A 25,150-nucleotide genomic window follows, 5' to 3' on the forward strand; every position below is an offset into this window, starting at 1 on the left:
GCCCCGACCTGCGGGAACGGCCAGGGCTCAGCCGGCGGCGAGCCCGCGGGCGATGACCAGGCGCTGGATCTGGTTGGTGCCCTCGAAGATCTGCATGATCTTGGCCTCGCGCATGTAGCGCTCCAGCGGGAAGTCGCGGGTGTAGCCGTAGCCGCCGAGCACCTGGACGGCGTCGGTGGTGACCTTCATGGCCGCGTCGGTGGCCACCAGCTTGGCCACCGAGGCCTGCCGACCGTAGGGCCGACCGGCGTCGCGGCGACGGGCGGCGTCGAGGTAGGTAGCGCGGGCGGAGTCCACGGCTGCGGCCATGTCGGCGAGCAGGAAGCCGAGGCCCTGGTGGTCGATGATCTTGCGGCCGAACGTGGTGCGCTCCTTGGCGTAGGCCACCGCGTCGTCGAGCGCGCCCTGGGCGAGCCCGACGGCAACCGCGGCGATGCCGAGCCGGCCGGAGTCGAGCGCGGCGAAGGCGATGGGCAGGCCCTGGCCCTCCGCGCCGAGGCGCCGGTCGGCGTCGAGCAGGGCGTCGTCGTAGGTCGCGCTGGCCGTGGGGATGGCGCGCAGCCCCATCTTGTCCTCGGGCTTGCCGAAGCTCAGTCCCTCGAGGTCACGGGGGACCAGGAAGCAGGTGACGCCCTTGGACCCCTCGCCGGTGCGCAGGAAGGTCGAGTAGAAGTCGGCCGTGCCGCCGTTGGTGATCCACGCCTTGGTGCCGCTGATCCGGTAGTGATCGCCGTCGCGGACCGCCTTGCAGCTCAGGGCCGCGGCGTCGGACCCGGCCTGCGGCTCGGACAGCGAGTAGGCGCCCAGCAGCGTGCCGCCGAGCATGTCGGGCAGCCAGCGCTCCTGCTGCTCGGGGGTGCCGAAGGTGGCCAGCGGGAAGCAGCTGAGCCCGTGCACGCTGGTGGCCACGGCGACGGCAGCCCACGCGGCCCCGAGCTCCTCGAGCACCTGCAGGTACACCTCGTAGGGCTGACCGCCGCCGCCCTGCTCCTCGGGGTAGGGCAGCCCGAGCAGGCCCGCCTCGCCCAGCAGCGGGAACAGTCCCTCGGGGAAGGTCTCGTCACGCTCGTGGTCCGCGGCCCGGGGACGGAGCTCCTTGTCGGCCAGGTCCCGGGTGAGCGCGAGCAGGTCGTGCGCCTCGGACGTGGGCAGCATGCGGTCGACGGCCACGGGGGTCCTCCTGTGCGGGTGCAGTACGAACGGTAGTACCGCAGTACTGTCTCACGGATGAGGGGGACGACGCAGCGGCAGTCCGAGCTGGTGGACCAGCTCGTGGCCCTCCTGCTGGCGGAAGGCTTCGCGCACCTCACCCAGGACCAGCTGGCTGCGCGCCTGCGGTGCTCCAAGTCGACGCTGTACGCCCTGGCCGGCAGCCGCGAGCAGCTCGTGCGGGCCGCGGTGGTGCACTTCTTCCGGGTGGCCACCGGGCGGGTCGAGGCGCAGGTGGCGGCCACCGCGGGGGCCCGCGCGCAGATCGCCGCCTACCTGCGGGCGGTGGCCGACGAGCTGCGGCCGGCCTCGGAGCAGTTCATGGCCGACCTCGACGCGTTCGCACCGGCCCGGGAGGTGTACCAGCGCAACACCGTGCTCGCGGCGCGTCGGGTGCAGCAGCTCATCGCGTCGGGGGTGGCCTCCGGGGAGCTGCGCGACGTGCACGCCGCCTTCGTGGCCGACGTCGTCGCGTCGTCGATGGTGCGCATCCAGCAGCGCCGCGTGGCCTCCGCGACCGGGCTGGACGACGCGCAGGCCTACACCGAGCTCGCCGCGCTGGTGCTGCACGGCATCAGCGCGTGACCGCGGTTCAGGTGGTGCGGCCGGTCCTGCGCAGCCAGAGCAGGCCGAGCACCGGGAGCACCACGGGGATGTACAGGTAGCCCTGGCCGTAGTCCGACCACACGGTCGCCTCGGGGAACAGCTCCGGCGCCGTGAGGCTCAGCGTGCCGACCACGAGCACCCCGACGGTCTCCACGACGAGGCTGACGCCGGCGATGCGACGGTTGGTGCTCGAGGCGCGGGCCAGGCAGTAGGTGGCCACGCAGTAGACGACGGCCGCGAACCCCGACAGCAGGAACGCGAGCGGAGCGTTGGAGAACCGGGTGGCGATCTGTTCGACCGAGCGAGCGGTGGCCCCGATCGCGAACACCGCGTAGACGGCGACCAGTGCGCGGCCGGGACCCGAGCGGGTGGCCACCGCGGTGCGCTCCTCGCGGGTGGCGGGGGCGGCGGGCTCGGACGCGACGGTGGGGTCGGGCTGCTCGGGCTCAGGCACGGGTGTCCCAGACGGTGTTCATGCGCAGGATCATCGCGGGCACCGTGACGAGGCCGACGAGCACCACCCCCGCACCCCAGCGCGAGCGGTCGTTGAGCCCCCACAGCACCGTGAGGGGGATGATGAACGGCAGGGTCAGCGCGTAGCCGGCGAGGGTGTACGACTGGTCGGTGGTCAGGCCGCTGGTGAACGCGAGCACGGTGCTGAGCACCCCCTGGACCAGCAGCGCGACCTCCACCAGCACCAGGAAGCCCAGGAACGCCCGGGTGGAGCGCTTCTGCAGCAGCATCGGGCGGTTGGCGACCACGAGCGCCAGGGTCCACAGCGCGCCCAGCAGCGTCGCCGTGGTCACGGTGGCGGACAGGGGTGCGAACACGAATGCCACGGTATCCGGTGGCCGCGGGTGCGGCCGCGCTGCGGACCCCGGACCGGCTCCTCGGCGGTCCCCTGACGGTGGGGACGGACGTCTCGTTCCCGGGTCGCTGGGACGACCCGCTGTCGGTGGACGCGCTGGTTCCAGGCCCCGGCGGCTGAGCTGGCGGCGCGACGCTGGTGGTGGTGGGGCGGCGCGACGCTGGTGGTGACGGGGGCGGCGCGACGCTGGTGGTGACGGGGGTGGCGCGATGCTGGTGGCGACGCTCCGGGATCGGGGAGCGATGCGCGCCTCAGGCGTGCAGGTCCCGCCCCGATCACGTCGTCGGCTGCCGCCCCGGTGAACAGTGGATCGGGGCGCGGTTCGCACCCACACGGCTGCACTCGGCGCCCCGATCTGAGAGCACGCTGCACCACGTCCACCCCGGAGGGCGCCCACGGGAGGGCAGTCGTGCGTGAGGGCGGCCGAGGGTGGACGGTCGGGGGCGGCGCGGGCGGCGCCCGGGGTGGCTCGAGCGGGCGGGGATCGCTGCGCGGTCGGGGTGCACCGTGCTCAGCGGCGGGTCCACTCCAGCAGCTGCTCCACCGGCCACGTGTTGACGATCTGCTCCACCGGCACCCCGCACTCCTGCGCGCGAGCGCACCCGTAGGCCTGCCAGTCGAGCTGGCCGGGGGCGTGCGCGTCGGTGTCGATGCTGAACAGGCAGCCCGCCTCCACGGCCTGGCGCAGCAGCCGGCGCGGCGGGTCCAGCCGTTCGGGGCGGGAGTTGATCTCCACGGCCACCCCGTGCTCGGCGCACGCGGCGAAGACCGCGGCGGCGTCGAACTCGCTCTCCGGCCGGGTGCCGCGACCACCCGTGACGAGCCGGCCGGTGCAGTGGCCGAGCACGTCGGTGTGCGGGTTCCGGACGGCGCCCAGCATCCGGGCGGTCATCGTCACGGAGTCGGCGCGGAGCTTGGAGTGCACCGACGCCACCACGACGTCGACGCGACCAAGCAGCTCGTCGGACTGGTCGAGACTGCCGTCGTCGAGGATGTCGCACTCGATGCCCGACAGCAGCCGGAAGTCGCCCAGGTGGCTGTCCACCTCGGCCACGACGTCCAGCTGCTGGGTCAGCCGCGCGGCGGTCAGCCCGTGGGCCACGGTGAGGCGGGGGGAGTGGTCGGTCAGCGCCAGGTAGTCGTGGCCCAGCTCGAGCGCGGTGACCGCCATCTCCTCGATCGGGGAGCCGCCGTCGCTCCAGTCGCTGTGGCTGTGCAGGTCCCCCCGCAGCGCGGCCCGGAGCGCGTCGCCGCCCTCGACCAGGGGCTCGCGGGCCGCGGCCTCCAGCGCGACGAGGCGCTCGGGCACGTCCCCGGCGTGAGCCTGCAGGGCGACGGCGGCGGTGCTGGGACCGATGCCGGTGAGCTCTGTGAGGGTGCCGGCGTCGAGGCGGCGGGCCAGCTCCTCGCCCGACAGGTCGGCGAGCACGGCCGCGGCGTTGCGGAAGGCCTGCACCCGTCGCGAGGACTCGCGCGAGCGCTCCAGGAGGAAGGCGGTGCGACGCAGGGCAGCGACGGGGTCCATCCTGGGAGTGTGGACGACACAGGTGCGGGACCGCTGGCAGGCGTGCTGGTGGCGGACTTCTCCCGGGTGCTCGCCGGGCCCTACGCGACCATGCTGCTGGCCGACCTCGGTGCGACGGTGGTCAAGGTGGAGCCCCCACGGGGCGACGACACCCGTAACTGGGCGCCGCCGGTCCGGATCGATGCGGAGCGCGGGGACACCTCCACCTACTTCCTGTCGGTCAACCGGGGCAAGCGCTCCATCGTGCTCGACCTGACCGACGCGGACGACCGGGTCGTCGCCCACGAGCTCGCCCGGCGCGCGGACGTCGTCGTCGAGAACTTCCGCACCGGGGGCATGGAGCGCTTCGGGCTGGGCTACGAGCAGGTGGCCGCGACCAACCCCGGGGTGGTCTACGCCTCCATCACCGGGTTCGGCTCCCGCGGCGGGGCGGGCCTGCCGGGCTACGACCTGGTGGTGCAGGCCGTCTCCGGGCTGATGAGCACCACAGGTGCCCCCGACGGACCCGGCTACCGCTCCGGGGTGGCCGTGTTCGACGTGGTCGCGGGCCTGCACGCGGACCTGGGGATCGTCGCGGCCCTGCACCACCGCACGAGCACCGGGCTCGGCCAGCACGTGGAGGTGAACCTGCTCTCGTCGGCGCTCTCGGGGATGGTCAACCAGACCGGCGCCGTCGTGTCGGCCGGGGTCGTGCCGCACCGGATGGGCAACGCGCACCCCAGCCTGTTCCCCTACGAGCCGGTGGACACCGCAGACGGTCAGCTGGTGCTGGCCGTGGGCAACGACGGGCAGTTCGCGGCGCTGTGCCGGGTGCTGGAGGTGCCCGAGCTGGTCGCCGACGCCCGCTTCACCCGCAACGCCGACCGCACCGTGCACCGGGAAGCCCTGCGCCCCCTGCTGCTGCAGCGCCTGCGCACGCGGACCTCGGCGCAGTGGGCGCCCGTGCTCACCGCGGCCGGGGTGCCCTGCGGGGTGGTGGGCACGGTGGCCGACGGCCTGGCGCTGGCCACCGAGCTGGGGCTGGACCCGGTGGTGGAGGTGGGTGGCGTCCCCACCGTGCGGCACCCGGTGACCTTCTCGGCGACACCCGCCGTGCACCACCTGCCCCCGCCGAACCTGGACGAGCACGGGGCCGAGCTGCGCGCGTGGCTGACCCCGCCCGCTGCGCCCGTCGACGAGTAGCGGGGGAGCGGCCCGGGTCAGGGCTGCTCGTGCACCGTGCGCATGAGGCCTTCCTGGACCACGGCCGCGACCATGTTCCCCGCGCGGTCGTAGATGCGGCCCTGGGTCAGCGCCCGACCGAACCCGGCGGACGGCGAGGTCTGGTCGTAGAGGAGCCACTCGTCGGCCCGGAACGGCCTCAGGAACCACAGCGCGTGGTCGAGCGAGGCCCCCTGGGTCACCGCGTCGGGGTGCGGCACCCGCGCGGAACCCAGCAGCGTCATGTCGGACATGTAGGCAAGTGCGCAGACGTGGAACACGGGGTCCGGCGGCAGCTCGTGGCGGTACCGCATCCACACCTGCTGCTGGGCGGCTGCGTCCGGACGGGTGTGCAGCGCCTCGGCGGGAACCCGCCGGATGTCCCAGTCCGGCCACTCCGTGACGTACCAGGGGTCCTGCGGTCCGGGCGCGCCCACCAGGTCGGGCAGCTCCTCCGGCGGGACCACCACGGGGGCGCGGTCCTGGTGGGTGGGGCCCTCGTCACCGGTGTGGAACGAGGCAGACATGGAGAAGATCGCCCGACCGTTCTGCATGCCCGTGACCCGCCGGGTCGCGAACGAGCGGCCGTCACGCACCCGCTCCACCAGGTAGACCGTGGGCACCGTCGGTGCGCCCGGCCTCAGGAAGTACCCGTGCAGCGAGTGCACGGTGAAGCCGTCGGCGACGGTGCGCACGGCGGAGACCAGCGCCTGCCCGGCCACCTGCCCGCCGAAGGTGCGTTGCAGGTTGGTGGCCGGTGAGCTGCCGCGGAAGATGTCGGCCTCCAGCTGCTCGACCTGCAGCACCTCGTGGATCGTGGCCACGGAACTCCTCGGGTGGACGGCGGTCGGACGGAGCCCAGCGTGCCACCCCGGGGCAGCAGGTCCAGCACGCCGGGCCCACCCCCGTGCGGCCCGGGTTGTGGTCAGCGGCACCGCCTCGGAGAGACTGGGGCGGTGAGCACCCCCGAACAGCACCGACCGCCCGTGTACGCCTGCGCCGCCGGCGCCGTGCTGCACGCCCACGCCGGGGACACCCTGGAGCCTGCCGTCCTGCTGCACACCTTCCTGCCGCCGGCCGCCGCCGAGCGCCTGCGCGACCCCGGTGCCCGGGTGGACGTGCACTCCGACGGGATCACCGCGCCCACCGTGACCGTGCGGGTGCTGGCCGACGGGCACGCCCTGACCTGGCAGCTGCCGGTGGCCCCGCTGGTCGCGGCGCTGCCCGGGCAGTCCGGCGACGACGGTCGCGTGGTGCTGCTGGCCGTGGTCGACGCCGAGCCCGCTCCCGGCTCCTGGGGCGAGGCGCTCGACTGCGAGCGCCTCGCCGCCGAGCTGCCCCTGCCGGTGGCCGAGGTGGTGGAGGCGCTGCGCGGGCGTCTCGCCCCGTGGCTCGCCGAGGACGTGGAGCTGCTGCTGCACGACGACGCGCACGACCATGCCGCGGACTTCTCCCCCGAGCAGCTGGTGGCCTCGGCCGTGCTCTCGAGCCACCGGGGCGCGCTGGACGCCGACCAGGCGACCACCCGGCTCGTCCGCGGGCTCGCCTACGGACCGCCCGAGTTCCAGGTGGAGCTGGCCCGGCTGGTCGCGGGTGCGCTGCTGAGCAGCTCGGCGCTGGCCGGCCCGCACGGGGTGGCGGCGGTGCTGGCCGAGACCGGGCCGTTCGAGGACGAGGCAGTGCGCCTGCTCACCGAGGTCCCCCGCGCCCGTGGTGTCGACGGCGTGGGCGAGGTCCTGCTGGCCACCGGCGACCGGGACGAGGCGGTCCGCGCGGCGGTGGGGGTCATCGCGCGGCTGGCCCGGGTGGGGCTGGGGGCCACCGAGCTCGAGGACGACGCCCTGCTGGCGCGGCTGGACATGGTCGACGACGCGGCGCTCGCCCGGCTGGCCGGGCTGTGGGTGCGCCTGGCCGTGGCGGCCGCGGGGGAGCCGGACGGTGACGCCGACGCGGTGCGTGCGGTCGCGGACGGGGTGCTGGCCACGAGCGGTCCCGGTCGCTCCTGGCTGGCCCGCACCGCCCGTGCCCTGGCCGCCGAGAGCACGGAGGTGGCCGGACGCCAGCTGCACCGGGTGGGGGCGCCCCTGGAGCTCGTGCGTGCGGTGCTCGAGAGCGACGACACGACCGCCGACCCCGGGCCCCTGGTGCACGCCTGCCTGCAGCTCGCCCGCTTCGTGCGCACCCGGGCGGGGATCGGGCCCGGCGGCTGGGCGGAGGTGCCGCTCACCGCCGCCGTGCAGGCGACCGGGGCGGCGCTGGCGCAGGGGGTGTCGGTGGAGACGGGCATCGACCTCCTGACGGGACTGCTCGAGCCGGACCTGGAGGCGGCCGAAGCGCTGGACGCCTTCGTGTGCGCCACCGCGCAGCTGCTGGTGCAGGCCCAGGACGAGCCCGGTGCGTCGTCGTGGGAGACCCAGGTGGCCGAGCTGCTCGCGGCGGTCGCCCCCGGGCAGCGCGGTCCCCGGTGGCTGGTGGTGGGGTGCCTGCGCTCCGCGCACGAGCACGACCCCGCGGCGGTCGACCTCGCCCCGCTGCTGGCTGACGAGCCGGACCCGGACCTCGACCGGGCGGCGTCCCGGGCGGGTGTGCGCGGGGTCCTGCGCGACGGGATCGCCGTGCTCGGGGCGCTGGCCGAGGTGGTCGGGCCCGCCGCCGGGGCCAGCCGTGATGACGTGTTCACCTTCGTGCTGCCGGCGGCGCTGGCCGAGCACGACCTGCTCCGCCGCTCCCGCTGACCCCCACGCCGCCCCGGGTGGTCGCCCCGCACCACCCGGTTCGGGACCGGGCGCGCGGGTGCAGGTGGGTCAGGGGGCCGGGGCGTCGCCCAGCACGGCGTGCGGGTAGCCCGGTGCCCGGTGCTGGAAGGCGAGCACGGCCGGGTTGCGCACCACGCCGTCCTGCACCTCGACGGCCCGGGAGACCACCTCGTCGGCCGCCCAGGCCGCAGGACCACCCATCACCGCCGCCAGGTGGGGCAGCAGGGCGTTGCTGTTCACCCACGTCGCGGAGTCCCACAGGTAGGAGGGGCTGTGGTCGACGCCGTAGTGGTGCACACCCTTGCCGACGGTGAACATCGGCTCGGCGAAGGTGGTCGGCCGCGCCCAGCTGAACCCCATGCCCTCGTCGCAGGAGACGTCCACCACGAGGGTGCCCGGGGCGAGCAGGGGCAGGTCCTCCTCCACCAGGAACGTCAGCGGGGCGGAGGTGTCCTGCAGGACGCAGTTGACGATGATGTCGTGCTCGGCGAGGAACCCGGCCAGCGGCACCCGGCCGGCGTCGGTGGTCGCGTGGCTGCGCCGCGGGGTGAGCACGTCGACGGTGCGGGCGTCGTGGTCGAGCTGGACCATCCAGGCGGAGTGGATGGGGCTGGCGATCGCCGAGACGTCGCGGGTGGTGAGCACGTGCACCTCGTGCACCCCGTGGGCGTTGAGCGCGGTCACGGCGCCACGGGCGGTGGCCCCGAAGCCGATCACCGCTGCCTTGAGCCGGCGCCCGTAGTCGCCGGTGATCCCGACGAGCTGCAGCGCGTGCAGCACGGAGCTGTACCCGGCGAGCTCGTTGTTCTTGTGGAACACGTGCAGGGAGAACGATCCGTCGGAGTTCCAGTGGTTCATCGCCTCGAACGCGATCAGGGTGAGCCGCTTGTCGATGGCCAGCTGGGTCAGGGCCGGGTCCTGGACCACGTGCGGCCAGCCCCACAGCACCTGGTGCTCGCGGAGCTCGGCCACGTCGGCCAGCAGCGGCTTGGCGTGCAGCAGGACGTCGCACCGGGCGACGAGCTCGGCGTGGGTGAGCATGCCTGCCACCAGGGGGCCGAGCTCGGCGTCACCCACCCCGAACCGCTCGCCGTAACCGCGCTCGAGGAACGTCCGGGCGCGCAGCTCCGGGTCGATGCGGGCCACGTGCGCCGGGTGGATCGGCAGGCGGCGCTCGTCGGTCTTGCGGGAGACGCTGACGACTCCGAGGCTGAGCTGGTCCACGTCGGGACTCCTCGTTCGGGGCCCCGGCACGAGCCAGGACCGGGTCGGGTCAGGAGCGGGGCGAGCAGACCACCGGCACCACGTCGAGCTCGACGCGAACGCGGTCACCCGGCACGAGCGGGCTCGCGTGCTGGCTGACCACGGTGGTCCCGTCGGGCAGGGTGACGGTGGTGCGGCGCACGGCCCCCAGGAAGCTCGAGCTCAGCACCGTCGCGGTCCCGGCGTCGTCCTCGTGCAGGTGGACGTCCTCCGGGCGCACGAAGATCGTGACCGGTCCGTCGGCGGTGGCCGGGTCCACCAGGGGTAGACGGGTGCCGAGCAGGTGCGCGGCACCGCCGGAGACGCTGCCGGGCACCTGGTTGCTGAGACCGATGAAGTCGGCGACGAATGCGGTCGCGGGCCGGGAGTACACCTCGTGCGGGGCCGCGATCTGCTCGATCCGTCCGGCCCGCATCACGCCGACGCGGTCGGCCACAGCCAGGGCCTCCTCCTGGTCGTGGGTGACGAACAGCGTGGTGGTGCCGACCTCCTGCTGGATGCGCCGGATCTCCTCGCGCAGCTGGGTGCGCACCTTGGCGTCCAGGGCGCTGAGCGGCTCGTCCAGCAGCAGCACCGAGGGCTCGATGGCCAGGGCGCGGGCCAGGGCCACCCGCTGCTGCTGCCCACCCGAGAGCTCGCTCGCGTACCGGTCGGCCATCGCCGACAGCCCCACGAGCTCCAGCACCTCGCCCGCGCGGCGGCGGCGGTCCTTCGTGGACGCCCCCCGCAGGCGGAGCCCGAAGGCCACGTTGTCCAGGGCGGACAGGTGCGGGAACAGGCTGTAGGCCTGGAACACCATGCCCATGTCGCGCTTGTTGGTCGGCAGCTCGGTGACGTCCCTGCCCCCCACGACCACCCGCCCGCTGTCCACGTCCTCGAGCCCGGCCAGGGCCCGCAGGGCCGTGGTCTTGCCGCAGCCCGAGGGCCCCAGCAGCACCACCATCTCGCCGGGTGCCAGCTCGAGCTCGAGGTCGTCCAGGGCCCGGACCGGGCCGTAGGTGCGGGTGAGGTGGTCCAGGTGCACCGCGGTTCCCTTGACCGGGACCGCGGGGGCGGCAGGGCTCGTCATGCGCGTCTCCGTCGGGTGCGGCTGCCGACCAGCGACAGCACGATCAGCAGCGCGAACGCCAGCACCAGGGCGGCCAGGGAGACCGCCACCGCCGCCGCCGCGTCGCGCTTGCTGAGGAAGTTGATGGCCACCTGCAGGTTCTGCCGGTTGAGCAGGGAGGCCACGGTGAACTCGCCCAGGACCAGGGCGACGGAGATGAACGCCGAGGACAGCAGGGCCGGCCGCAGGTTCGGCACCACCACCCGCCACATGACCACGAACCAGCCGGCCCCCAGGCTGCGGGCGGCCTCGGCGAGGGTCTTGAGGTCCACCGCCGAGAGGCCGGAGTCCAGCGCGCGGAAGGCGTAGGGCAGCACGAGCACGGTGTAGGCGAAGGTCAGGGTGGCCGAGCCGCTGCCGAAGAAGTAGTAGACCCACGCGTACACCGGGGCCAGGCCGACCACGAGCACGATCGCCGGGATGGTCAGCGGGAGCAGGCAGACGAACTCCAGCACCCGTGCCGCCCGGGGCACCCGCAACCGCGTCCACACCATGGTCGGCACGAGCAGGACGAGCATGAGGACGACCGTGAGCACGGCGAGCACCAACGAGGCGCGGGCCCCGGCGAGCAGGTCCGAGTAGTCGGTGGTCAGCCTGCTGGCACTGACCAGCCCCGTCCACACCCGGAGGGTGCGGCCCTCACCGGCCCGTCCGCGGGTGGTGAACTCGAGCATGCTCAGCAGGGGCAGGGCGAAGAACACCCCGAGCACGGTCAGCACCACCCATCGCTGGGTGGCCTGGCGGCGCCTGCGCCGGCGCGCGACGGTGCTCACTGCAGCCACCTCGAGGTCCGGCGCTGCAGCAGCGCGTAGGCGGTCATGACGACGGCCACCACGACGACCATGCCGAGGGCGAGCGCCTTGGCCAGGTCGGCCCGGCCCAGCAGCACCTCGCTGGTCAGCGCCGCCCGGATCTGCAGCGGGACGATGGGCGCGCCCTGGCTGACCAGCGCCGCAGCGGTGGCGTAGGCGGAGAACGCGTTGGCGAACAGCAGCAGGGCCGAGCCGAGGAAGGACGGCAGCAGCAGGGGACCACCGACGTGGCGCCAGTACTGCCAGGTGGAGCCCCCGAGGCTGTCCGATGCTTCTCGCCACTGGGCCCGCAGCCCGTCGAGCGCCGGGAGGAACACGATGACCATCAGCGGGATCTGGAAGTAGGCGTAGACCAGGATCAGGCCGGGCAGCTGGAACAGCCACACCCCACCGGCGAAGATGTCGACGCCCAGGTTGTCCTTGGCGAAGACCGTGACCAGGCCCTGCAGACCGATGGTGGCCACGAACGCGAACGCCAGGGTGACCCCGCCGAACTGCGCCAGCACGCCGGAGGCGGCCGTGACGGCACGGCGGAGGAACCCGTCGGGCCGTGCCGTGCTGACGGCGTGGGCGAGGAGGCCGCCGACCACCGCCCCGACCGCGGCCGTGCTCGCCGAGAGCAGGATGCTGCGACGGAAGGCCGTGAGCACGCTGGAGTCGGTCAACGCCTGGAGGTTGGCCAGGGTGGGGGCGTTGTTCGCGTCCAGCAGCGAGCCGATGACCACGACCAGCGTGGGGATGACGAGGAAGAGCACCACGAAGACCGCGAAGGGGGTCAGCCCCAGCAGCGGCCGGAGCCGGAGCACCCAGCCGGGTCGGCGACGGGCGGACAGCGCCGCCGACCCGGGGGTTGGGTCAGTCCGGTGCGGTTCAGGCAATGGCCTTGGCCCAGGTGCTGTTGAGAGTGGCTGCGGCGGCGTCGGTCTGCGCCGGGGTCAGGAACACCGGGGTGCCCGAGACCGCGGGCAGCTTCGCCAGCAAGCCCTTGTCGATCGTGCCCGAGGTGATCATCGCGTCCGCGCGGACGGGCCGGGCCCCACCCTTGAGCCACAGGTTCTGGCCGACGTCGGAGTACAGGAACTCCTGCCACAGCCGGGCGGCCGCCGGGTGCGGTGCCTGCGCGTTGATGGCCTGCGCGTAGTAACCGCCGACGACGGCGCCCTTGGGCACCACGACCTTCCAGCTCGCGAGCCCCCCGGTCTTGGTGGACTCCGCCGCGTTGAGGTAGTCCCAGTCGATGACGACGGGGGTCTGGCCGGACTCGATGGTGGCCGGGGTCGGGTCCAGCGGCAGGAAGTTGCCCGCCTTGTTGAGCTTGGAGAAGAAGTCCACGCCGGGGGAAACGTCGTCGGCGGAGCCGCCCGAGGCGAGGGAGGCCATCATGACGCCGTTGAACGCGGCGCCGGCCTGCGTCGGATCGCCGTTGAGGGCGACCTTGCCCTTGTACTCGGGCTTCATCAGGTCGGCGACGGTGGTGGGTGCGGGGACCGTGGCGGAGTCGTAGCCGATGGACATGTAGCCGCCGTAGTCGTTGGTCCACTTGCCGTTGGGGTCCTTCAGACCGTCCGGCACGTCACCGATGGTCGCGACCTTGTAGGGCGCGAACATGTCCGTGTTGGCGACGGTGACCGACTGGCTGAGGTCGAAGACGTCCGGCGCGGTGTCCTGGCCCGCCAGCTGCTTGGCGGCGGTGATCTCGTCGGCGCTGGAGGCGTCCGGCTGCGCGGAGCTCACGGTGATGCCGTAGGTGGACTCGAAGGTGGAGATGACCTCGGCGTAGTTGGTCCAGTCCGGCGGCAGCGCGATGACGTTGAGCTTGCCCTCGGCCTTGGCCGCGGTGACCAGCGCATCCATCCCACCGAGGTCCGCGACGCTGGTCGCGGAGCCCGCCGGCGTGGACGCCGCGGCGGAGTCGGACGCGGGTGGGGAGCAGGCGGTGACGGTGGCGGCGACGGCGGCAGCCGCGATCAGGGACAGGACGCGGACGGTCGTGCGGGCCACGGTTTCCTCCAGGGCTCCACACCCGGACGGCGGAGCGCGTCCGGGTCGTGTGCGGTGAAGGTAGCCCGATGCGGTGTCCGAGGGACAGACCGGAGACGTCCTGCAGGTGGCCGGCGGGGTGCGTGGCGGTGCGTGGAGGTGCGTCCGGGCGTTGACACGCGGCCACCGTCGACGTTCACTCGGGGCTCCGCCGAGCAGGGGAGACGACGTGGGTCGGTACGACCGTCGGGACCTGCTGGCCACCCTCGATCCGGAGACGGAGTTCGAGGAGATCTACCGCCAGGTGGCGACGCTGGAGTTCCCCTGGGACCTCAACCAGTCGCTGGGCTTCGCGCTGTTCCGCACCTACGCGGTGCCCAGCATCGGCGAGCTCCTCGGCCGCACGGGTGAGTTCACCGAGCGGGTGCAGAAGCGCTACGACGACACCGGGCTCATCCTCGACGCCGTGCTCGAGCACGGGCTGGGCAGCACGCGGGGACGGGCCGCGGTGCGGCGGATGAACCAGATGCACGGCGCCTACCCGATCAGCAACGAGGACATGCTGTACGTGCTGGCCACCTTCGTGGTGGTGCCCGCGCGCTGGCTCGACGACCACGGCTGGCGCCCGCTCAGCGCGGTCGAGCAGCGGGCGAGCGTGCGGTACTACGCCGAGCTCGGTCGACACATGGGCATGCGGGACGTGCCGCAGACCTGGGCGCAGTTCACGGCACTGCTGGAGACCCGCGAGCTGCGCACCTTCGGCTGGACCGACGGTGGCCGTGCGGTCGCCGACGCCACCCTCGACCTCATGACGACGTTCCCGCCGAACCACCTCGCCCCGAGGGCGGTGATCCGCACGTTCTCCCACGCCCTGATGGACGACCGCCTGCTGCGGGCCCTGCGCTACCCGCGGCCGTCGGCGCCGGTGCGGTGGGCCTCCCGGGCGGCGATGCGGCTGCGTGCGGCAGCGGTGCGGCGGATGCGCCCGCGCACCGAGCCCCGGTTCGCCCGCCAGCTGCCCCAGATCCGCAGCTACCCGGGTGGCTACACCGTCGACGAGCTCGGCACCTTTCCCACCCGCGGGTGCCCCTTCCCGCGCGGGGCCGGCGACGAGGCGACCGACCCCGCCACGACTCCGGGCCCGGGAGCCGCACCCGGGTCCTGATCCGTGCGACACACCGTGCGCCGCGGTGTGGGCGTGGCGCCCGCCGGGTGGCACGCTGGCGGGGGTGATCATGGCTCCCTCCTCGGCCGGGCCGGCCGAGGCATCTCCGTCGTCCTACCCTCCGGCGGCGCCCCGCCGTCCCCCTGTGTTCACCGACCTGGGGCTGACCCTCGTCGCGCACCGCGGCAGCGGCACGGGCACCGGTCCGGCGGGCACCCGGGAGAACAGCCTCGCGGCGTTCCGGTGGGCCGCCGACCAGGGCGCACCGTGGGTGGAGCTGGACGTTCAGGCTTCGCGCGACGCCGGGCTCGTGGTCCGCCACGACCTGCGCGACGCCACCGGCTACGTCAGCGCTGCCGACGCCGTGGACTGGACCGCCCGGGACCTGCTGACCTTGGAGCGCCTGCACGCCGAGCTGCCCTCGCACGTGGGCATCGACGTCGAGGTGAAGGTGGGTCTGCCCAGCGAGGACGGGTCCGACGCGACGACCACCGCCGCGCTGGCCTTCCTGGCCGCGCACGCGCGGGAGCGGCCCTGGTTGCTGACCTCCTTCGACCCCACGGTGGTGGTCCGCGCGCACGAGCACTCCGTGCCCACGGGCTGGCTCACCGAGGACGAGGCGTCGCTGCACGGCTCGGTGGCCGCTGCCATCCGCATGCGGGCGCACGCGGTGTGCCCGCACGTGGACGCGGTGCTGCGCAACCACCCCGCGGAGGCGCCGGCCGAGGACGTGTTCGAGGTGGCCCGCAGGTTCGGGGTGCAGGTGCTGGTGTGGGGTGCGGTGCCGGCCCAGGTGCCGGCGCTCGCCGACCTCGGCGTGGACGCCGTCTGCGTGGACGCCGTGCAGGAGACGCTGCACGTGCTGGGCGAGGGACCCCACCGTTGACCCCGCCCGCCGAGAGGCGTTGACCCCGCCCGACCGCGCGTTCTGAACCACCGTCCCCCGGTGACCTGCCCGCCCGCGGCCGGTGGCGGAGCTGCGGCCGGGGGGCGTCAGTCGTCGGGTCCGTCGCGCAGGCGCAGCACGATCCGCACCACCTGCTCGACGGCGAGCTCGAAGGCCCGTCCGCGGAGCTCGCCCCGCACGGCGAGGTTCTGCGCGGCGATCTCGACCACCAGCTCTCCGTCGGTCATCGTGGCCCCCTCGCTCGTCGTGCCGACCATCCTGGCTGACGACCCGGCGTCCTACGGTGTGGGTCCGCCACCACCACGACCCCGAGGAGCTCCTGTGCCGACGGTCCTGCGAGCCCACCGGTGACCGCACCCCCCACCGCGGCCGTGCTCGACGGCCTCGCGCTGCACCGGGCCACCGGTGCACCCGCGCTGGCCTGCCTGGCCGGGTACCGATCGGTGGACCGCACCCGACCGGGCACCACCCTCGCTGCCGCGGCGGACGCCGCGGGAGCGGCCGGGTCCACCGATCTCGCGATGCTGGTCGACCTGGCGGCGGGTGCGGCGATCCGGTCCCGGATCGGGGGCGACCGGCGTCTGGCGACCACGTCGCTGGCGGTGCACCTGCTCGGAGCCCTGCCCCCGACCGCGGACCTGGCGGTGCACGTCCCGGAGGTCGCCGAGCTCGGGCGGCTCGCGGTGGCGAGCACCACGGTGCTCGCCGGCGCCGAGGTGGTGGGCACCGGCTCGGTGGCCTTCGCGGTGCTGGGTGACGGACTCCCGCCGATCCCGTGGGAGCAGGCCGGTCCCACCCCGCACGGTCCGCTGCGCGAGGAGGACCTCACCCCGGACGAGCGGGACGGGCTGCGGCACAGCCGGTCCGCAGGTGCTCGGTCGTGGAGCGAGGCGGTGCTGCGCGGGTCCACGCAGTGGTCGCCGGCGGGGCTGGTGCTGCGGCCGTCCACCCTCATGGCCAACCGGGTGGGGGGCGTGCAGGGCGGTGTGCTGGTGGGCCTGGCCGTGCTCGCCGCCGAGGCCCCGGACGGGAGCTCCGTGCTGGGCTCGGTGCAGGTGGACTTCGTGTCCGCGGCGACCGTGGACGCGTCGGTCACGGCTCGGGTGGAGGTGCTGCGGGAGAGCCGGCGCAGCCGACTGCTCCGGGTCGCCCTGGTGCAGTCCGACACCCTCGTGGTGGCGGCCACGGTGGGTCTTCGCACCGGCTGACCCACCGGGCTCGTCCCGCCCCGCCGGCGGAGGGGCCCGTCGACCGTGGCGCTCGAGCTTGTCCAGGCACTGCACGATGCGGGTCACGGGTCGAGCCTGCCCGGGTCAGCGACGGCTCCGGCCACCACGGTGCGGTGGAGAGGGGCAGCGCCTCGGCGGCGCCCTCGTGAAAGCTGGGGTAGTGGGTCTCCGGAGCAGCAGACCGCGGACGGCCACCGACGTCAGCGGTGCTCTGCGCCCCGGGCGGCCACCGTCGTCGCGCGCAGGGGGCCGTCCGCGGGATCGCCCGCCTCCAGCACCTCGACGCCGTCCCCGACGGAGATCCTCGCGCCGGGGGAGTCCGGCACCAGGTTGACCGCGAACCAGGTCTGCCCGTCCCAGCGCCGGTGCCGGGCCAGGGTGGCGATCGGCTCCTTGCCGCCCTCGGCCGTCGTGGGGTCGAGCGTGGTCATCACGCACCGCGCGCACCCCTTGACCACGCGGAACACGGCCCCGCCCACCCGGATCCGCCGCCAGCGGTCCTCGTCCCACGCCGGGGCCCCGGCGACCACCAGGCTGGGCCGGAACCGGGTCATCGACAGCGGCCCCTCGTCGGCGAGGGGACCGGCCGCGACGAGCTCGTCCAGCGCGGCGAGCGAGTCCTGCGAGGCCAGCAGGAGCGGGTAGCCGTCCGCGAAGGACACGCGGTCCTCGGGCCGGGAGAACGTGGGGTCGGTGGCGCGGAGGGTCGGGTCGTCCAGGTGGACCAGGCGGGCGGAGGTGCCGATCGCCTCCGTCAACCACGCGTCAGCGCCGACGGCGAGGGCGGCGTCCACCGTGCTCGACCAGATCTGGACCGAGATGCGCTCCGAGCCGGCGCCGGGTGCGCGGACGTGGATCGGGGGCAGCCCCGGGGCGGTGAGCTCCAGCCCGTCCTCGACGATCCGCGGGTGCACGAGCAGCAGCCGGTGCTCCACCCTCGCGGTGACGAACCGGCCGGCCGCGTCGACCACCATCCAGCGGCGGTCGCCGGCGAGCCCCCACGGTTCGACCACCGCGCTGTCCAGCTCCTCACCCCGGCAGGACTTCACGGGGTAGCGACGGATCCCGGTGACGGTGATCGACATGCCTGGACCGTACGGGCCCGGCAGCAGGGGAGGGCCGGGGCTGCCGGACCGGACGTGAGCCTCGTCGGTGAAGCTCGGGTGGCAGCCGTCGATGATGCCGAGCAGGCTCCTCCAGCGTGAGCTCGTCGAGCTCCCCGTGGCGCACCCGGGGATCAGAGGTCGAGCACGGGGGAGCCGGGCCGAAGGGCTCCGGCGGCCAGCGGGGTCGAGCGCCCGCCGACCAGGACGGCCACGGCCAGCCGGGCGGCGAGCAGGCCGGCGGCGTCCCGCCGAGCCAGCAGCGCGTGCCCCTGCCCGGCGGCGCGGACCAGGGTGGCCGTGGTGGCCACCCCCTGGGCCGCACGGACGAGCTCCGCGCTGGCCTCGGGGCTCGTCGTCCGGTCCCGGGAGCCGTGCACCAGGACCACCTGTTGGCCGTCCAGCAGCCGGGCAGGCTCGGTGGGGGTGACCCACGGCGCCAGGCCCACCACCACGCGCACCGACGGGTCGTCGGCGACGTGCAGCGCGGCCCGGCCGCCCATGGAGTGCCCGACCACGGCCACGGGCAGGCCGGGGTGGCGCCGTCGGACCTCGGCGAGCGCCCACCGGGCGTCCACCACGGCCGACTGCTCCGCGCCGTTCCACCCCCGCACAGCGTTGACCAGGCGCAGCACGTGCACGCGCCCGCGACCGGCCCGCACGGTGGCCAGGGCGACCGGCAGCATCCGCAGGGCTGCCACGCCCCAGCGGGAGGCGGGCAGGTGGCTCACCTCGGAGCCGCCGTGCAGCAGGAGGACGACGCCGCGGGGACGGCGCGCACCCCAGGTGGTCAGCAGCCGGGGGGAGGGGTTCACGCTGGTCCCGGAAGGCTCACCGCGCGCTCCACCCGCCGTCGAGGGTGTGGCTGGAGCCGTTGGCCATGCCCCCGCCGGGGCCCGCGAGCCACACGGCCAGTCCGGCGATCTCCTCGGCGGTGACCATCCGCTTGACGGCGCTCTCGGCCAGGAACACCTTCTCGAGGACCTCGTCCTCGGGGATCCCGCGGGTGCGGGCCTGGTCGGCGACCTGCGCCTGCACGAGGGCGGTCTGCACGTAGCCGGGCGAGATGCAGGTGCTGGTGACCCCGCGGCCGCCGCCCTCCAGCGCGATGGTCTTGGACAGTCCCTCCAGCCCGTGCTTGGCCGCCACGTAGGCCGACTTGTACGGCGAGGCCACCAGCCCGTGCACCGAGCTGATGTTCACCACGCGACCGAAGCCCTGGGCGTACATGTGCGGCAGCGCGGCCCGGACCAGCAGGAACGGTGCCTCCAGCATCAGGGTGAGGATGCGGTGGAAGGCCTGCGGCGGGAAGTCCTCGATGGGGCTGACGTGCTGGATCCCGGCGTTGTTGACCAGCACGTCGCAGTCCAGGGTGAGCTCGGCCAGTGCCGCCGTGTCGGTCAGGTCGACCACCCACGGGGTGCCGCCGACGTCCCCGGCCACCCGGTGCGCGGCGTCGGAGTCGACGTCGGCCACCGTGACCCGGGCCCCCTCGGCGGCGAAGGCCCGGGCGATCGCCTCGCCGATGCCCGCCCCGGCCCCGGTGACCAGGACGTGCCGGTCCTGCTGGGTGCCGCTCACCCCAGGGCTCCCGGCACGGCGCAGGTCGGGGATCGGTGCAGCTCGTCCAGGGCCATCGTGGGACCTCCTCGGTGTGGTGGTCCCACTCTTGCAGGCCCGCCCGGGGACACCGCGCCGGGACCCCCGGCACCGGGACGGTCAGGTCCCGCAGAACGTGCGGTACCCCGGGGAGGCGTCCGGGTCCGGCGCGGCGTAGCGCTCCAGCCCGGGGCGCTCCCGGTACGGGTCCGAGACCGCGTCCAGCAGCTGCTGCAGGGGTGCGAGGTCACCCTCGGTGCCCGCCGCGAGCGCCTCCTCCACCAGGTGGTTGCGCGGGACGTAGACCGGGTTCACCCGGTCCATCACCTCGGCGTCGGGCCCCAGCGCACGCCACCGCTCGAGCCAGCCGTCGATCGCGCCCAGGTCCAGCACCAGGCTGCGCGCGGGCTCGGCGTCGCCGCGGGCCGCGTGGCCCAGGGCCCGGAAGAAGCTCGTGTGGTCCACGTGGTCGCGGGTCATCAGCCCCAGCAGCTCGTCGCGCAGGGGAGCGTGGTCAGAGTCCTCCGGCAGGCCGAGCTTGGCCCGCATCCCGGCCGACCAGGCGGCGTCGTAGGACGGTTCGAAGCGACCCAGCACCTCGACCACCGCCGCGACGGCCTGCTCCTCGTCCTCGTGGACCAGCGGCAGCAGGGCCTCCGCGAGCCGGGCCAGGTTCCACTGCGTCACCACGGGCTGGTTGCCGTAGGCGTAGCGCCCGGCGTGGTCGATCGAGCTGAAGACGGTCGCCGGGTCGTGGGCGTCCAGGAACGCGCACGGTCCGTAGTCGATGGTCTCGCCCGAGATGGTCACGTTGTCGGTGTTCAGCACCCCGTGGACGAAACCCACCAGCATCCAGCGTGCGACGAGGGTGGCCTGCGCGGAGACGACACCGGCGAACAGGGCGAGGTAGGGGTTCTCGGCGTCGGCCGCGGCCGGGTGGTGCCGGGCGATCGCGTGGTCGGCCAGGCGGCGCAGCAGGTCCGGGTCGCCGGTGGCGCGGGCGAGCTGGAAGCTGCCCACCCGGAGGTGGCTGCTCGCGGTGCGGGCGAGCACCGCGCCGGGCAGCAGGTCCTCCCGCACGACGTGGCGACCGGTGGCGGTGACGGCCAGGGACCGGGTGGTGGGGATGCCGAGGGCGTGCATCGCCTCGCTGGTGACGTGCTCGCGCAGCATCGGTCCCACCGCGGCCAGCCCGTCACCCCCGCGGGCGAACGGGGTGCGGCCGGAGCCCTTGAGGTGCAGGTCCCGCAGGGTCCCGTCGGCCGCGGTGAGCTCACCGAGCAGCAGGGCCCGTCCGTCCCCGAGCCGGGGGCTGTACTGGCCGAACTGGTGCCCGGCGTAGGCCTGCGCCACCGGCGTGGCGCCCGCGGGAACGGCGTTGCCGGTGAGCAGGCCCACCCCGGCCCCGCTCCGCAGCCACGCCGGGTCCAGCCCGAGCTCGGTGGCCAGCGCCTCGTTCAGGACCAGCACCTGCGGGTCGGGTGCCGCCTCGGCCTGCCACGGCTGCGCCATCTCGGGCAGCGCACGCGCGAAGAGGGCTTGCAGCGACACGGTCGGCGGAGCCTGGGTCATGACGTCGAGGCTACGTCCGGCTCTCCGGTCGACCAGGTGTAGGGCTGCTCCGGGGACGTCGAGGTGCCGAGCAGGAACGCGCGGTCGGTCCGACGTGCCCGGGCGATGGTGCCCAGCCAGGTGGCGACGGTGCTGACCCGGTTCTGCACGCCGGTGAGGAAGGCGATGTGGATGAGACCCCAGCCGAGCCAGCCCGGGAACCCGGCCAGCTTCACCGGGCCGGCCTGCAGCAGGGCGTGCCCTCGGCTGATGTAGGCCGCCGAGCCGAGGTCCCGGTACCGGTAGGGCGTGCGGGGTGCGCCGGCGAGGTCGGCCCGGATGCAGGCCGCCGCGTGCAGGCCGCCCTGCATGGCGTTCTCGGCCACGCCGGGAAGGTGGTCGCGCCCGGCGAGGTCGCCGATGACGAACACCTCCGGGTGACCGGGAACGGTCAGGTCGGCGTCGACGGCGATGCGCCCCGACCGGTCGCTGGTGGCTCCGAGCACCTCCGCGACCCGGCGCGCGAAGGGCACGGCCTCCACCCCCGCGGTCCACAGGACGGTCCGGGCGGTGTGCTCCTCGTCGGGGCCACCGGCCTTCGGCGAGACGGTGACCCCGTCACGGCGGACGTCGGTGACGTGCACCCCCAGGTGAACCTCCACCCCCAGCTGCTCCAGGGTCCGGGTGGCCTTGCCCGACAGCCCGGGGGCGAAGCTCGTCAGCAGCCGGTCCCCTCCGTCGAACAGCAGCACCCGGGCGTCGGTGGGGTTGATGCTGTGGAACTCGTGGGCCAGGGCGCGGGTGGCCATCTCCCGGATCTGCCCGGCCAGCTCCACCCCCGTGGGACCTCCCCCGGTCACGACGAAGGTGAGCCAGGAGTCCCGCTCGGGACCCGGGGGCAGCGTCTCGGCGATCTCGAACGCGCCGAACAGCCGCCGCCGGATGGTGAGGGCGTCGTCGAGGGTCTTCATCCCCGGCGCCCACCTCGCGAACTCCTCGTGACCGAAGTAGGACTGCCGCATGCCCGCGGCCAGCACGAGCACGTCGTAGTCGAGCGTGTAGCTGGTGGCGTCCGGCCGGCGGGCGGTGACGCGGCGGGCCGCGGGGTCGAGGTCGACGGCGTCCCCGAGCAGGGTCGTGACGTTGCGGTGGCCCGCGAGCTCCTCGCGCAGCGAGCGGCTGATCTGGCCGACGCTGAGCGTGCCCGTGGCGCACTGGTAGAGCAGCGGCTGGAACACGTGTCCGGCCGCGCGGTCCAGGAGCGTGACGTCCACGTCCGCACCACCGAGCTTCCGGGCGCAGAACAGCCCGCCGAACCCGCCACCGATGACCAGCACCCTCGTCCGCCCGTTGCCCACCCGGACGAGGCTAGCCACGTCCCGCGGCAGCTGCGCGATCGCACTCCCGGGCTGCCACACCCGCGTCGGTGCAGAAGCTGCTGCCGTCGGCCCGCAGGCACAGCAGCCCCACCAGCTCCCGCCGCGGTCCCACCACGGCCAGGCGCCGCTGCCCGGTGGCGACGAGCCGGCGGTGGGCGTCCAGGGCGGGGGTCGCCGGGTCCACCGTGCGCCCGGCGAGGGTCGCCAGCCCGAGGGCGGCCGAGGACCCCGCCGCGCCGTCCGGGAGGTCGCTGCGGAGCAGGGTTCCGAGGAGCAGCGTGAGAGGGCGTCGATCGGAGGTGCGCCGGGTGGTGTCGACGAGCAGCACCACGTGCACGTGGGCGTCGGTGAAGGCGGCCCGCACCTCCCCGACGGTGGTGTCCGCGGGCAGCGTCTTCGGAGCGGTGACCGCCACCTCGCGCACGGTCGCTCCGGAGGGGATCACGGGACTCCTCTCGAGCGCCTGGGGGGACGACCGGTGGGTCGGTCGACGACGACCCCCATCCTCGCGCCGAACGCCGCCCGAGCGCACGACGGAGGTCGGTTGCGCACCCGCGGGTCAGGAGTCGAGGGGGATCCGTCGGGAGTAGATCGTCTTGACCGGGCGCGCGACGACGATCTCGGCGAGCTGGTGGGCCCCCTCGGGGGTCAGCCGCCAGGCGGCGTAGGCGTCGTGGTCAGCCGTGCTCGCCCACTGCTCGACGACGACCACCCGGGCGGGGTCCGCATCGTCGACGATCACCTCGAGCCCCTCGTTGCCGGGCCACGCGCGGGTGGCCTCGAGGGTCTCCCGGATGACGGTCGCGGCCTCCTCGAGCCGGCCGGCGTCGAGCTGGAGCTCGAGGTGGACGATCGTGGTCATGGCGGTCTCCGTCCTGCACCGGGTGCCCGGTGTCGGGCACCATCGTGCCCGTCGTCGCCGGTGGCTCCGGAGCCGGGCCGGGGGGCAGTGGTGGGATGGTGCCCACGCCACCCCCTCCCCACCCCGACCCCGTACGGAGCTGACATGACGACCCGAGATCTCGACCTCGTCCTGCACGGAGCGACCGGGTTCGTCGGAGCGCTGACCGCGGCCCACCTGGCCGCCGCCGCCCCCGCGGGCACCCGCATCGCCCTCTCCGGCCGCTCGGCGAAGAAGCTGCGCGCCGTGCGGGACGCCCTGGGCCCCGCCGCCGCGGGCTGGGAGCTGGTCGTGGCCGACGCCACCGACCAGGACGCGCTGGACGAGCTCGCCCGGCGGACGACGGCCGTGATCACCACCGTGGGCCCGTACGCCGCCCACGGGATGCCGCTGGCCCGGGCCTGCGCCCGGGCGGGCACGCACTACGGCGACCTCACCGGTGAGCCGCTGTTCGTCCGGCGCTGCATCGACGAGCTCGACGCCACCGCGGTCGCCTCCGGGGCGCGGATCGTCAGCTCGTGCGGGTTCGACTCCGTCCCGTCGGACCTCAGCGTGCTCCTGCTGCACCAGCGGGTGGCCGCCGACGCCGCGGGCTCCCTGGGCGACACGACGATGGTGGCCGTGGCCAAGGGTGGCGTGAGCGGGGGCACGATCGCCTCCGGGCGCGGGCAGATGGCCGCCGTCGCTGCCGATCCGTCGCTGGGTGCCGTGCTGGCCGACCCGTACACGCTGAGCCCGGACCGGGCCCGGGAGCCCGACCTCGGACCGCAGTCCGACCGGGCCCTGCAGCGTGCCGCGACGATCGACCCGAGCCTGACCGGGTGGGTCGCCAGCTTCCTGATGGCCTACCACAACACGCGGATCGTCCGGCGCAGCGCGGCGCTGCTGGACTGGTCCTACGGGCCGACGTTCCGCTACCGAGAGGTGATGAGCACGGGCAGCTCGTTCGCGGCACCCGTGCTCGCCGCCGGGATGGCCGGGGCCCTGGCCGGCTACGACCTCCTCGGCCCACTCGTCTCCCGCGGGGTGGGGCTGAAGGTCCTCGACCGCGTGGCGCCCAAGCCCGGCACCGGGCCGGACGAGGCCACCCGCGAGGGGGGGTACTTCACCCTGCGCACCTACACCCGCACCACCACCGGCGACCGCTACCGGGCGACCTTCGCCGCCCAGGGCGACCCCGGGTACAAGGCCACGGCGGTCCTGCTCGGCGAGGCCGGCCTCGCCCTGGCCCTGGACGGTGAGCGCCTGCCCGTCGCGGCCGGGGTGCTCACCCCCGCCACCGCCCTCGGTGAGGTGCTCGCCGACCGGTTGCGCGCCGCAGGCATGACGATCACCGTCGACCGGCTCCGCTGACCGCCCCAGGACCGTGGCCTCAGGACCGCGTCCCGGGCACCCAGCCAGGGGCCCGGGCCACCACCCACGTCACGGCGGCGAGGACGACGGCGACGACCGCGGAGGTCAGGGCCACCCCGGCGTAGCCGGCCGTCGCGGGGTCCAGGAACGGGTAGGGGTACCAGCCGACCACCCGACCGCGCACCAGGCTGTGGACGAGGTAGGCGGCCGGCACCGCCAGCCACAGCAGGGCTCGCCGGTAGGGCACCGCCGCGGACCGTCCGCTCAGCACCCAGTCGAGCAGGACCGCGGCCGGCATGAGGTAGTGCAGCACGGTGTTGTCCCACGGCACCGCGGTGAGCTCGTTCGCGGGACGGTTCGACAGCAGCACGATGAACACGAGCGCGACGGTGGTCATGTACAGCGCGACCGCGCCCCGGAACACCTCGAGCCCCGTGGAGCGGGTCCTCGTGGCTGCGGCCACGGCGCCCAGCACGAGGCTCACCACGGCCAGCACGTTGGACTCGATGGTGAAGTAGCTGAAGAAGTTCGCCGGCACGAAGACGCCCCGGGCCACCAGGGTGGCGATCTCGGTGACGACCGCGCTGAACCCGAGGAACGCCAGCGCCAGCCGGACGGACACCAGGGGCCACCGCG

26 protein-coding genes are annotated in these 25,150 nt (G+C 74.4%); 7 read left to right on the forward strand and 19 right to left on the reverse strand.

Annotation, left to right across the window (positions count from 1 at the left end; translation table 11 throughout):
- Window positions 1-27: 27 nt before the first annotated feature.
- Window positions 28-1,170: an acyl-CoA dehydrogenase family protein gene (locus RHODO2019_RS07385; protein ID WP_265384326.1), complete on the reverse strand. Its 1,143-nt coding sequence runs from the start codon at window positions 1,168-1,170 to the stop codon at window positions 28-30.
- 57 nt (window positions 1,171-1,227) lie between these two features.
- On the opposite strand from RHODO2019_RS07385, the gene RHODO2019_RS07390 reads away from it, so the two are divergent.
- Window positions 1,228-1,794 (forward strand): TetR/AcrR family transcriptional regulator, encoded by a 567-nt coding sequence (locus RHODO2019_RS07390; RefSeq protein ID WP_265384327.1) that lies wholly within the window; start codon window positions 1,228-1,230, stop codon window positions 1,792-1,794.
- A gap of 7 nt (window positions 1,795-1,801) precedes the next feature.
- Here the strand turns inward: RHODO2019_RS07390 and RHODO2019_RS07395 are convergent, their stop codons facing one another.
- The 3 genes from RHODO2019_RS07395 to RHODO2019_RS07405 form a co-directional block, all read right to left on the reverse strand.
- Window positions 1,802-2,269, reverse strand: coding sequence for a hypothetical protein (locus RHODO2019_RS07395; protein WP_265384328.1), 468 nt, complete (start codon window positions 2,267-2,269; stop codon window positions 1,802-1,804).
- A complete protein-coding gene (locus RHODO2019_RS07400) occupies window positions 2,262-2,645 on the reverse strand; it encodes a hypothetical protein (RefSeq protein WP_265384329.1) in 384 nt (127 codons plus the stop codon). The genes RHODO2019_RS07395 and RHODO2019_RS07400 overlap by 8 nt, the downstream gene beginning before the upstream one ends.
- Before the next feature lie 549 nt (window positions 2,646-3,194).
- Window positions 3,195-4,208, reverse strand: a complete 1,014-nt coding sequence (locus RHODO2019_RS07405; RefSeq protein WP_265384330.1) for a PHP domain-containing protein — start codon at window positions 4,206-4,208, stop codon at window positions 3,195-3,197.
- Between the two features lie 9 nt (window positions 4,209-4,217).
- On the opposite strand from RHODO2019_RS07405, the gene RHODO2019_RS07410 reads away from it, so the two are divergent.
- Entirely contained in the window at window positions 4,218-5,390 is a 1,173-nt protein-coding gene (locus tag RHODO2019_RS07410) for a CaiB/BaiF CoA transferase family protein (RefSeq protein WP_265384331.1), read from the forward strand.
- A 17-nt stretch (window positions 5,391-5,407) separates the two neighbouring features.
- On the opposite strand, the gene RHODO2019_RS07415 is transcribed toward RHODO2019_RS07410, so the two are convergent.
- Window positions 5,408-6,232 carry an acyl-CoA thioesterase gene (locus RHODO2019_RS07415; protein ID WP_265384332.1) on the reverse strand — a complete coding sequence of 275 codons (825 nt, stop codon included), beginning with the start codon at window positions 6,230-6,232 and terminating at the stop codon, window positions 5,408-5,410.
- 132 nt (window positions 6,233-6,364) lie between these two features.
- Here RHODO2019_RS07415 and RHODO2019_RS07420 point away from each other — a divergent pair, with 132 nt between their 5' ends.
- Complete coding sequence (locus tag RHODO2019_RS07420) at window positions 6,365-8,143, forward strand: hypothetical protein (RefSeq protein WP_265384333.1); 1,779 nt, start codon at window positions 6,365-6,367, stop codon at window positions 8,141-8,143.
- Window positions 8,144-8,212: 69 nt separating this feature from the next.
- Here RHODO2019_RS07420 and RHODO2019_RS07425 read toward each other — a convergent pair whose 3' ends face one another.
- The 5 genes from RHODO2019_RS07425 to RHODO2019_RS07445 all read right to left on the reverse strand — a co-directional run bounded on the left by RHODO2019_RS07425 (window position 8,213) and on the right by RHODO2019_RS07445 (window position 13,348).
- A complete protein-coding gene (locus tag RHODO2019_RS07425; RefSeq protein ID WP_265384334.1) occupies window positions 8,213-9,388 on the reverse strand; it encodes a N(5)-(carboxyethyl)ornithine synthase in 1,176 nt (391 codons plus the stop codon).
- A 49-nt stretch (window positions 9,389-9,437) separates the two neighbouring features.
- Window positions 9,438-10,496, reverse strand: a complete 1,059-nt coding sequence (locus tag RHODO2019_RS07430) for an ABC transporter ATP-binding protein (protein WP_265384335.1) — start codon at window positions 10,494-10,496, stop codon at window positions 9,438-9,440.
- The gene (locus RHODO2019_RS07435) at window positions 10,493-11,209 is read right to left on the reverse strand and encodes an ABC transporter permease (RefSeq protein WP_265384671.1); all 717 of its coding nucleotides are present in this window, start codon (window positions 11,207-11,209) and stop codon (window positions 10,493-10,495) included. Before RHODO2019_RS07435 ends, RHODO2019_RS07430 begins: the two co-directional genes overlap by 4 nt.
- A 95-nt stretch (window positions 11,210-11,304) precedes the next feature.
- The gene (locus RHODO2019_RS07440; RefSeq protein WP_265384336.1) at window positions 11,305-12,153 is read right to left on the reverse strand and encodes an ABC transporter permease; all 849 of its coding nucleotides are present in this window, start codon (window positions 12,151-12,153) and stop codon (window positions 11,305-11,307) included.
- Between the two features lie 64 nt (window positions 12,154-12,217).
- Entirely contained in the window at window positions 12,218-13,348 is a 1,131-nt protein-coding gene (locus RHODO2019_RS07445; protein ID WP_265384337.1) for an ABC transporter substrate-binding protein, read from the reverse strand.
- Window positions 13,349-13,556: 208 nt separating this feature from the next.
- On the opposite strand from RHODO2019_RS07445, the gene RHODO2019_RS07450 reads away from it, so the two are divergent.
- Together RHODO2019_RS07450 and RHODO2019_RS07455 are read left to right on the forward strand one after the other, a co-directional pair.
- Window positions 13,557-14,492 (forward strand): oxygenase MpaB family protein, encoded by a 936-nt coding sequence (locus RHODO2019_RS07450; protein WP_265384338.1) that lies wholly within the window; start codon window positions 13,557-13,559, stop codon window positions 14,490-14,492.
- Window positions 14,493-14,637: 145 nt separating this feature from the next.
- On the forward strand, window positions 14,638-15,378 hold the full coding sequence (locus RHODO2019_RS07455; RefSeq protein WP_265384339.1) for a glycerophosphodiester phosphodiesterase: 741 nt from the start codon (window positions 14,638-14,640) through the stop codon (window positions 15,376-15,378).
- A 107-nt stretch (window positions 15,379-15,485) separates the two neighbouring features.
- On the opposite strand, the gene RHODO2019_RS07460 is transcribed toward RHODO2019_RS07455, so the two are convergent.
- The gene (locus RHODO2019_RS07460) at window positions 15,486-15,626 is read right to left on the reverse strand and encodes a hypothetical protein (RefSeq protein WP_265384340.1); all 141 of its coding nucleotides are present in this window, start codon (window positions 15,624-15,626) and stop codon (window positions 15,486-15,488) included.
- Between the two features lie 120 nt (window positions 15,627-15,746).
- Here RHODO2019_RS07460 and RHODO2019_RS07465 point away from each other — a divergent pair, with 120 nt between their 5' ends.
- Window positions 15,747-16,607 (forward strand): acyl-CoA thioesterase domain-containing protein, encoded by an 861-nt coding sequence (locus RHODO2019_RS07465; protein WP_265384341.1) that lies wholly within the window; start codon window positions 15,747-15,749, stop codon window positions 16,605-16,607.
- A 221-nt stretch (window positions 16,608-16,828) separates the two neighbouring features.
- Here the strand turns inward: RHODO2019_RS07465 and RHODO2019_RS07470 are convergent, their stop codons facing one another.
- The 7 genes from RHODO2019_RS07470 to RHODO2019_RS07500 form a co-directional block, all read right to left on the reverse strand.
- On the reverse strand, window positions 16,829-17,713 hold the full coding sequence (locus RHODO2019_RS07470) for an MOSC domain-containing protein (protein ID WP_265384342.1): 885 nt from the start codon (window positions 17,711-17,713) through the stop codon (window positions 16,829-16,831).
- Between the two features lie 152 nt (window positions 17,714-17,865).
- Complete coding sequence (locus tag RHODO2019_RS07475; RefSeq protein ID WP_265384343.1) at window positions 17,866-18,546, reverse strand: alpha/beta hydrolase; 681 nt, start codon at window positions 18,544-18,546, stop codon at window positions 17,866-17,868.
- A 16-nt stretch (window positions 18,547-18,562) separates the two neighbouring features.
- Window positions 18,563-19,312, reverse strand: a complete 750-nt coding sequence (locus RHODO2019_RS07480) for a 3-hydroxybutyrate dehydrogenase (RefSeq protein ID WP_265384344.1) — start codon at window positions 19,310-19,312, stop codon at window positions 18,563-18,565.
- 138 nt (window positions 19,313-19,450) lie between these two features.
- The gene (locus RHODO2019_RS07485; RefSeq protein WP_265384345.1) at window positions 19,451-20,902 is read right to left on the reverse strand and encodes a protein adenylyltransferase SelO; all 1,452 of its coding nucleotides are present in this window, start codon (window positions 20,900-20,902) and stop codon (window positions 19,451-19,453) included.
- On the reverse strand, window positions 20,899-22,239 hold the full coding sequence (locus tag RHODO2019_RS07490) for an NAD(P)/FAD-dependent oxidoreductase (RefSeq protein ID WP_435532208.1): 1,341 nt from the start codon (window positions 22,237-22,239) through the stop codon (window positions 20,899-20,901). Before RHODO2019_RS07490 ends, RHODO2019_RS07485 begins: the two co-directional genes overlap by 4 nt.
- A 10-nt stretch (window positions 22,240-22,249) precedes the next feature.
- Complete coding sequence (locus tag RHODO2019_RS07495; RefSeq protein ID WP_265384347.1) at window positions 22,250-22,705, reverse strand: CBS domain-containing protein; 456 nt, start codon at window positions 22,703-22,705, stop codon at window positions 22,250-22,252.
- A gap of 114 nt (window positions 22,706-22,819) precedes the next feature.
- A complete protein-coding gene (locus tag RHODO2019_RS07500) occupies window positions 22,820-23,122 on the reverse strand; it encodes a putative quinol monooxygenase (protein ID WP_265384348.1) in 303 nt (100 codons plus the stop codon).
- A gap of 144 nt (window positions 23,123-23,266) precedes the next feature.
- On the opposite strand from RHODO2019_RS07500, the gene RHODO2019_RS07505 reads away from it, so the two are divergent.
- The gene (locus tag RHODO2019_RS07505; RefSeq protein ID WP_265384349.1) at window positions 23,267-24,514 is read left to right on the forward strand and encodes a saccharopine dehydrogenase family protein; all 1,248 of its coding nucleotides are present in this window, start codon (window positions 23,267-23,269) and stop codon (window positions 24,512-24,514) included.
- Window positions 24,515-24,533: 19 nt separating this feature from the next.
- On the opposite strand, the gene RHODO2019_RS07510 is transcribed toward RHODO2019_RS07505, so the two are convergent.
- On the reverse strand, window positions 24,534-25,136 hold the full coding sequence (locus tag RHODO2019_RS07510; protein WP_265384350.1) for a Pr6Pr family membrane protein: 603 nt from the start codon (window positions 25,134-25,136) through the stop codon (window positions 24,534-24,536).
- Window positions 25,137-25,150 lie beyond the last annotated feature (14 nt).

This window comes from Rhodococcus antarcticus (assembly GCF_026153295.1).
Taxonomy (GTDB): domain Bacteria; phylum Actinomycetota; class Actinomycetes; order Mycobacteriales; family Mycobacteriaceae; genus Rhodococcus_D; species Rhodococcus_D antarcticus.